This window comes from Anoxybacillus thermarum, from assembly GCF_000836725.1.
GTDB lineage: Bacteria > Bacillota > Bacilli > Bacillales > Anoxybacillaceae > Anoxybacillus > Anoxybacillus thermarum.
This window is the reverse complement of the sequence record NZ_JXTH01000098.1, coordinates 1-5,959: the sequence shown is the minus strand read 5'-3', so window position 1 is coordinate 5,959 and position 5,959 is coordinate 1. Positions and strand designations below refer to the sequence as shown.

Below are 5,959 nucleotides of genomic sequence, written 5' to 3'. Positions count from 1 at the left end.
TTCCTGTGGCAAGCAAGCCGATCATCGAGCGAATGACGTCGCTATGGGAAATGTGCACATCTCGACGAACCGTTGGGAGCCGAAGGGCGTTTACTCGTTTATCCAGTTTCGTTTGATGTAGTAAGTAACCAACGAGAGCAAGTCCAGCACTTGGCGTAATCGCTTCATCTGTCAACACAAACCGAATCGGGAAATCTTTCATGATATTCACCTACTTGATGAAAAGTCGTTCACGTCGTTTTCCCTTATCGTATCAACGGTTTGCGACCATTGTAAAGATGTTTTGTCACGGATTCAGGATTCTATTAAATATGCGATATTTTACCATTTATCTCACTATCCTTTAATGCGATTTTTAAGACGTTCATTTTTATGTATTCTTTTTTCCTGTTTAATCCTGTTTTTTAAGGATCAGAGTAGTCAAGCCTATCAAAACTTCTAATAAAACGACAAACACGATAGACTAAACTCTTATCCTAAATATAAGTGATAGTAGCAACATCGATTCGGATAACGATTAGTCTCGTAAAAAACTTTCCAGAGGATATAAATTAACATAGAGGGCTCACAGACTTATGTGAGCCTTCCTTCTCTGAATTTATCATCTAGTATAATAAGTAGTAACCCCAGGCAACACTGTAAACGTATCTCCATCAAGAGCATATGCTGTACCACTTAACGTTGCTGAGCAATATCCAGAACCTCTAGCATCTACTAATCCATCTTCCAAACCAACCCCTGCACTAGCGACAGGAACTGAACCACTTGCGCCATAACCAAATGTAACATAACCTAGAAATTGATAAGGCCAACTTGTATTCGGTTTAACACTCCAATAAATCTCATCACTACCTCTTAAGTAATCGATTCTGGAAGTCCCACCTGGTCCAGTAACTGATGCTGCTTCAGTTTGATTTCCTGCTATAAAAGATGTTCCTAGCAAAGCAGCCAATGAGAATGCTAACAACCCTTTTTTCATTATAAAACCTCCCGATTTTGGTTTTATTCACCAAATATATTAATACAAAAATAGTCTGTTTTCAACAAATTTTTAGATTTTTTTGTCGTTTTTACAAATAAATAGTTCATATGTACTTTTTTGTGCAGCGTGCCTGTGCATTGCGATCCGAAAAGTAGACAATATAAATTCGGTTTATTCGAAGGAATCAGGGCTACGCAGCTCTGGTTCCTTTCCTTTTCTCGTCTTTTTCCTAGTGTCTCAGAACCCCGTGAAACTGTCAAGGAGAGCACTTGACAGCCCCACGGAGTTCTGAGGAGAGGTTGGTAAGACGAGAAGGAGGAAATATAGCCCACCAGTGCTCGTTGTTAACTAGCCTTTGCATATTGAGTCGGTGTCTGATAACGAAGAACACCTTGTATCCGTTGGTGGTTGTAATAGCGAATGTAATCATGGATAAGCTGTGTTGCCTCTTCCACACTTTTCGTACGTTGCAAATCCTGCTCTATCTCTGTTTTGAGATAGGAGAAAAAGCTTTCTATGCATGCGTTATCAAGCGCATTCGCTTTTCTCGACATACTTGGTGTGATTGAAAATGTATCCATCAGCGTTTTCCATCTTGTTGATCGATATGGCATTCCTTGATCTGAATGAAGGATTAAAGAGTCCTTGATGTGTCTGATTTCTAATGCATACAATAGGGAATCTTCCACAAGTTGAACATCGTGTGTTGATGAAATCTGATGCCCGATAATTTCATTGTTGTGTAAATCCATAACGGCAGAAACAAATAGCTTTTTATCTTCCACGGCAATTTCCGTGACATCTGTGACCCATTTTTCATTCAAACGTGTCGTGGAAAAGTTTCTTTTTAATAGATTTTCATAAATATATCCAGCGGAAGTTGCTTTTTTCACTTTGACTGGCTGTTTTCGTTTCATGCGAGATTGACATTTTAATCCTAATTCTCTCATCAGTCGACGTACAACTTTTTCACTTACAGGTAGTTGATATTGATTGTTTAACACTGCGTGAATTTTTCGATATCCATATCTCCCTTTATGTTCATGGAAAATCAAAGAGATATATTCTTTTAATTGTTGGTCTTTCTTAGATTCTTTTTTCTTCTTACCCTTTGTTTTCAAGTATTTATAGTAACCAGATTTTGAAATCTGTAGTTTTTCACATATTTTAACAACTGGATATTTTGTTTTGAGCTCGTCTACTACTTTGAACTTCGCTGTCTTCCCTCCCTTTTCAGAATTTGCAGATACTTTTTTAAAATTCCATTCTCCATCTCTAGTTCTCGTATGATGAAATCCTTGTCCATTTCAGGATGATTTCTAACTTTTCGTTTTAGTCCTACTTCCCCATACATTTCATACTGATCTATCCATTTATAAATATAGTCAGGATCTGTAATCTCAAGATGATGTGCAATGACTTTTACACTCTCCCCCGCCAAGGCTCTTTGAACGGCTTCCAGCTTCAATTCTGAAGAATAGCTTTTGTAAGTTCTTTGTTTTTTCGACATGTTCATCGGCTCCTTCCTGTCTTCTGTATGGACATCTTTTTCCCGATTTATACATGTCTACTTTTAAAGGCTCACTCCACTGTCACGCCCCGATAAGATTCATAAAAACGCCAAATAACCCTCTCCAAGAGGGTTATTTGGCATGCCTAAAACATGTGGTATTCTTTTTCTTCAGCTAATGATCACAAACATTGCGTATGGACACAACGACCCTTAACACTAAATTTGACGGGTATGGAGGGAACAATGCATAATATTCGTAGTGCTAGTTCTCAACTAGCACTACGAATTAATTTATCTATTATGTGAGGTGTTCTCCACATGCACCAGCATCTTCCTTTGGAAGAAGAAGTGATGAACATGTTAATTGGTGGTTTTTCTACAATAATGCTCATTGCAATTATTACGGTAATTTTCCTTTGGAGAAGGAATACCACACAAAGAGCAGCATTTCTTTGGATTTTCGTGCATTTTGTATCGTTCTCTATTGCAGTATACTTGGCATTAAAAGCCATTTCTTTTGACATTAATCATCCCATGTCGTCAGAAGAAATTTCCCTTCTTTTAGGTGAATCAGGGGCATTATGGGCAGGAAGTATGATTTGTCTGTTAGTTGGTATTTTTAAACTTTCAAAAGTAACGAAGGACGACAAAGAATAAGATTCTGTGGTTGAACAATTTTCACTGCTTTGTAACACACTATTCCAGAACTAATTTCTTAAAATTATGAATAAAAAAATATTGGAAGCAAGGTCATCGTCTTGTGGCATACGGAACATCGATAACGAGCAATCCAAATCCGATAAGCTTCTTGTCTCACTAACGACAAGAGTATAATTTTGGGAAATTAGAGGTGAAATGATGTTCAATCCAGAACTTTATTTTTATTATATTTTGCCACTACTGTCGCATAAATGATGTCTGAATTTTCAGTTTTATTTTTTCTGGACTTTAGAGAAAAAACGAAAACACCTAAGCGAGGGTAGTAGACATCCATTTTTTTACTATAACCTATGACTTGTGCAACAACGACTGGCAAACCTTTATGGGACGCTGTTTCCTTCGATTTTTCGTAACCAAATGTGAGCGGATTTCCACAAAGAAGCCTTCAAATAGCGACTAATTTGTAAGTAACTGCGTTCGCTATTCGTGTTCAACTGAGCTAAAACATTCAGACAGTACACTATCATGGCTACGTACACTTGATTATGTACAGCTTGTTCACTGTGACCAAAAAACTTTTTAATGTTCAGATGTTGTTTCATCCATTTGAAAAAAAGTTCGATTGCCCAACGTGATTGGTAGATTTCTGCAATTTCATCTGCGTCAATGTCAAACCGATTTGTCAGTAAATGAAGCTCATTTCCTTTTGTATCTTGCAATTTGAGTAAGCGAAACACGTTTTCAGAACGATTTTGTGGTGTTCCAATGACAACCATTTCATCAGAGAATACGGGTGAATCTTCTGGTAACGAAAAGGATTCTAACACTCGGACAACAGCGTTTTTACGCAAACGAGTCACAAAGAAATAGCCATCTTCCATCATTTGATCAAAGCGCCTATAATCCAAGTAACCACGATCAAACACGTACATGCATTCTTTGTCATCCACGAATACTTCTAGTTGACCACGATCATGTTCGTTGGCATTCGTGAGTACGGCTTTATCTGGATAGGAGAGTCCTTTTTCCATAAAAACAAGTCGTAAGTGAAGCTTTACTCCTGATTTTGTTTTTCGAAACTCTGCCCACTTATGATTGGTCAAATTAAGCGGTAATGTACTCGAATCAATGATTTTCAAAGGCGTTGTCACTTTTCTTCTTGTTTGGAAATTGGTTTTCCGATGAATTTGTGCCACTAAATCGAGAAAAATCGTTTGAAAGAACTCAGTTGGGATGGTATTGATTCGTCTCCCTAACTGTGAAAAACTAATCGATTCCAATCTCGTTGCTCGTTGTAATTCTTCTAAAAAGACAGCGTCACTCAACGCCCGTAAACTCTCGGTTTCATGGAGTTGGGCATACAAAAGTAGTTTCATAAATGAAGCCATATAAAGTTTCTTGGTATAGTGATTTAATTGATGTGTTTTCACTAGGTCATCAAATAATGGACGATTAATCGGTGAAAACCATTGTTCAAATGATGTTTTTCGTGTAAACTTATCCATGGTTTTGTCCTTTGTATTGGATTTGGATGGTTTACTACCACCCAACCATTATAAAGGATTTTTTTGTGTTTGGATTATATTTCAGAAAATTCGGTTTATTTAAAGGTGTTAAATTATTTTAATGCGACGCTAGTGATATTTTGCTACTTACTCTTTTAGTTTTTACTCATTTGTTCCATAAAAGAACAAAAGATTTATCTAAAACACTCCTTATCACAATTACTGCACTTTTTTTCGTATCCGTAGTTTGCAGTATTAGTTTAGCACTTAATTATTATCATCGCTGAAACCAAATACAGAGGGTATTGGAATTTCAAATGTGGTCGCATATTGGCTACTAGGGGAGGATGCTTGGGCACCAGCGTGGACTCTTCAACTATTTAAAAAGGCTTATTCCATTTCCTTATGGATTACACTTATTTTGCTTGGCTTCCTCATAATTCTTTTATTCATGAAAAGAAAACAAAACAAAACGAAAGACACGAACTGAAAATATTGGTTATCAAATTTTTAACTTCCCTCCGAAAGAAGTCTCCCACTTCTAAACGAAGTGAAAGTGGGAGATGAATTTCGGTTAGGTATAGGTGTGAGTAAAATATTTGTGGGTGACATTCAGGAATGATTCCCCGACGAGGGTTGCGAACTTTTGTTCGCGACGCTCGTCGGGGCCACCAAGCGAAGCGCGGTAGAAAAAAGCAAATGTCATGCAAAAAGGACTCTCTCCCTGCTATGATGGTGATGACCAACATCAATAAAACAGGAGGGAGAGAGTCCATGAAACATTTTACCACAGAATGGCCTGTATTAAAAGAGCTGGAGGAACAATTAGTCAGAACTCTTCAAAAGGTGTTCGCTGTCTTGTTGGCGGCCCTTTTGGAGGAGATTGATCAACAACTGGCGGAAGCGCGGGACAAGCGCCGGTATCAGCTGAAAGACAAACGGCCGACCACGATCCAAACGCTGTTTGGAGAAGTGACGTTTCGACGGAACTACTACTATGATCGGCAGGCGGGGGCGTATACCTTCTTGCTGGAGGCCGAACTGGGCTTTGATGGAGCGCAGTCGATCAGCCCTTGCCTCGAGGAAACGGCGGTCGAGTTGGCCGTAGAGTGCTCTTCCTACCGCAAAGCGGCCCGTACGTTGGAGTCGATCGTGGGGTATGCGGTCCTAAGCCACGAGGCGATTCGCCAACTGGTGCTGGAGGCCCCTGTCTCGCTGCACCACCCTGTTTCCCAACGGCACGGCCGAGTGCTGTTTGTGGAGGCGGATGGGCTGTTCATTTCCCGCCAGGGGAAAGGG

Annotated in this window: 5 protein-coding genes and 2 pseudogenes; 2 read left to right on the top strand and 5 right to left on the bottom strand. The window is 39.2% G+C overall.

The window, feature by feature from the left end:
* The 4 genes and pseudogenes from LH47_RS14160 to LH47_RS14145 all read right to left on the bottom strand — a co-directional run.
* Positions 1 to 202, bottom strand: a pseudogene (locus tag LH47_RS14160) (IS1380 family transposase); the annotation flags it as partial.
* A 399-nt stretch (positions 203 to 601) separates the two neighbouring features.
* Positions 602 to 979, bottom strand: a complete 378-nt coding sequence (locus tag LH47_RS14155) for a hypothetical protein (RefSeq protein WP_043968582.1) — start codon at positions 977 to 979, stop codon at positions 602 to 604.
* A 347-nt stretch (positions 980 to 1,326) separates the two neighbouring features.
* Positions 1,327 to 2,154: pseudogene (locus tag LH47_RS14150) on the bottom strand (IS3 family transposase); the annotation flags it as partial.
* A 29-nt stretch (positions 2,155 to 2,183) separates the two neighbouring features.
* Positions 2,184 to 2,492: a helix-turn-helix domain-containing protein gene (locus tag LH47_RS14145; protein WP_043968578.1), complete on the bottom strand. Its 309-nt coding sequence runs from the start codon at positions 2,490 to 2,492 to the stop codon at positions 2,184 to 2,186.
* Between the two features lie 321 nt (positions 2,493 to 2,813).
* On the opposite strand from LH47_RS14145, the gene LH47_RS14140 reads away from it, so the two are divergent.
* Positions 2,814 to 3,152, top strand: coding sequence for a hypothetical protein (locus tag LH47_RS14140; protein ID WP_043968576.1), 339 nt, complete (start codon positions 2,814 to 2,816; stop codon positions 3,150 to 3,152).
* A gap of 383 nt (positions 3,153 to 3,535) precedes the next feature.
* Here the strand turns inward: LH47_RS14140 and LH47_RS14135 are convergent, their stop codons facing one another.
* Positions 3,536 to 4,660: an IS4 family transposase gene (locus LH47_RS14135; protein ID WP_043968575.1), complete on the bottom strand. Its 1,125-nt coding sequence runs from the start codon at positions 4,658 to 4,660 to the stop codon at positions 3,536 to 3,538.
* Between the two features lie 774 nt (positions 4,661 to 5,434).
* On the opposite strand from LH47_RS14135, the gene LH47_RS14125 reads away from it, so the two are divergent.
* Positions 5,435 to 5,959: UPF0236 family transposase-like protein (locus LH47_RS14125; RefSeq protein ID WP_043968586.1), on the top strand; the 525-nt coding region annotated here is incomplete at its 3' end.

Coding starts and splice junctions, on each gene's coding strand:
- LH47_RS14155 (WP_043968582.1), bottom strand. CDS start 979: ATGAAAAAAGGGTTGTTAGCATTCTCATTGGCTGCTTTGCTAGGAACA.
- LH47_RS14135 (WP_043968575.1), bottom strand. CDS start 4,660: ATGGATAAGTTTACACGAAAAACATCATTTGAACAATGGTTTTCACCG.
- LH47_RS14145 (WP_043968578.1), bottom strand. CDS start 2,492: ATGTCGAAAAAACAAAGAACTTACAAAAGCTATTCTTCAGAATTGAAG.
- LH47_RS14140 (WP_043968576.1), top strand. CDS start 2,814: ATGCACCAGCATCTTCCTTTGGAAGAAGAAGTGATGAACATGTTAATT.